1 protein-coding gene is annotated in these 1,891 nt (G+C 40.7%); it reads left to right on the forward strand.

The genetic code is table 11. The features are described from left to right. On the forward strand, window positions 1-1,596 hold a 1,596-nt coding region (locus AC1DPQ_RS26530; RefSeq protein WP_477611402.1), incomplete at its 5' end, for an ABC-F family ATP-binding cassette domain-containing protein. Between the last annotated feature and the right edge of the window lie 295 nt (window positions 1,597-1,891).

Below are 1,891 nucleotides of genomic sequence, written 5' to 3' on the forward strand. Positions count from 1 at the left end.
CCCTCCCTTTTTAGCGATGTAACCTTTTCGATAAACGAGAACGATAAAATCGCCTTAATGGGTAAAAATGGTGCAGGCAAGTCGACCATTCTAAAAATCATTGCCGATGTAGCTAAACCTACTTCTGGTAGCGTAACAGGTCCGAAAGAAGCTGTGATTGCATATTTGCCACAACATTTGCTCACTCATGATAATGTTACTGTTTTTGAGGAGACCATGAAAGCTTTTGCCGAGGTAAACCAGATGCAAAAAGAGCTTGATGAGCTGAATGAACAACTTACTATCCGTACCGATTACGAAAGCGATGACTATATGAAGCTTATCGAGCGGGTATCTGAATTAAGTGAGCAATTTTATTCTATTGAAGAAACCAATTATGATGCAGAGGTAGAGAAAGTGTTAAAAGGTTTGGGTTTCGAGCGTAAAGACTTTACCCGCCAAACTTCTGAGTTTTCGGGTGGATGGCGTATGCGTATCGAGTTGGCCAAAATTTTATTAAAGAAACCTGATCTCATCTTACTGGATGAGCCTACCAACCACATGGATATCGAAAGTATTCAATGGTTGGAAGATTTTCTGATCAATTCGGCAAAAGCCGTGATGGTAATCTCGCACGATCGTACCTTTGTAGATAACATTACCAATCGCACCATTGAGGTAACGATGGGCAGGATATACGATTATAAGGCCAAATACACCCATTATCTTCAACTGCGTGCTGAGCGTCGTGTACACCAGTTGAAAGCTTACGAAGAACAACAACGTTTTATTGCCGACAACCAGGAATTTATCGACCGCTTTAGAGGAACCTATTCTAAAACCTTACAGGTGCAATCGCGTGTAAAAATGCTCGAGAAACTCGAAGTAATCGAAATCGATGAAGTGGATACTTCGGCATTAAGATTGAAGTTTCCTCCATCACCACGTTCAGGTCAGTATCCGGTAATGGTAGAAGAGCTTACCAAAACTTATGGCAATCATGTTGTATTTGAAAAAGCATCTATGGTGATCGAACGAGGAGAAAAAGTAGCTTTTGTCGGTAAAAACGGCGAAGGTAAATCGACAATGATTAAAGCCATTATGGGTGAGATTGATTTCGAAGGCAGTTTAAAAGTAGGGCACAATGCTAAGATTGGCTATTTTGCGCAAAATCAGGCCGCATTATTGGATGAAAACCTAACGGTATTCGAAACCATTGATCAAATTCCGTTAAGCGACGGCTCAATAAAAATCAAAGACCTTTTAGGCGCCTTTATGTTCAGTGGCGATGATACCACAAAAAAGGTTAAGGTACTTTCTGGTRGCGAGAAAACCCGTTTGGCCATGATTAAATTGTTGTTAGAACCCGTAAATGTATTGATCCTGGATGAGCCGACCAACCATTTGGATATGAAGACCAAAGATATTATTAAAGACGCGTTGAAAGATTTTGATGGTACTTTGATTTTGGTATCGCATGACCGGGATTTCTTAGATGGATTAGCACAAAAAGTGTTTGAATTTGGCAACAAACGCGTTCGTGAACACTTTGAAGATATAAAAGGATTCTTAGCTTATAAGAAAATGAATAGCCTGAAGGAAATTGAGCAAAGTTAAATAAGCACCGCGGTCGTCAGTCTGTCCAAAGGACTCCTGTGGAGAGCGTAGTCGAAGACTTCTTAAGATTGATAAATCGCAAATAAATGCCCTTCGACTACGCTACCATTGACAGACCCCAGTAGAAAAATCGTCATTGCGAGGAACGAAGATAACCGAACGAAGCGAGCTCATGAATGCCTTTAAAAACAACTGCAAAAATGAATAATCTTAATGCGCACGCTGGTAGCGATCGTTGTAAGATTGCTTCGTCGGCTGAAAAAGCCTTCTCGCAATGACGATTCTTCGAAGCCTA

It is taken from the genome of Pedobacter sp. 01T416_2, assembly GCF_056398925.1.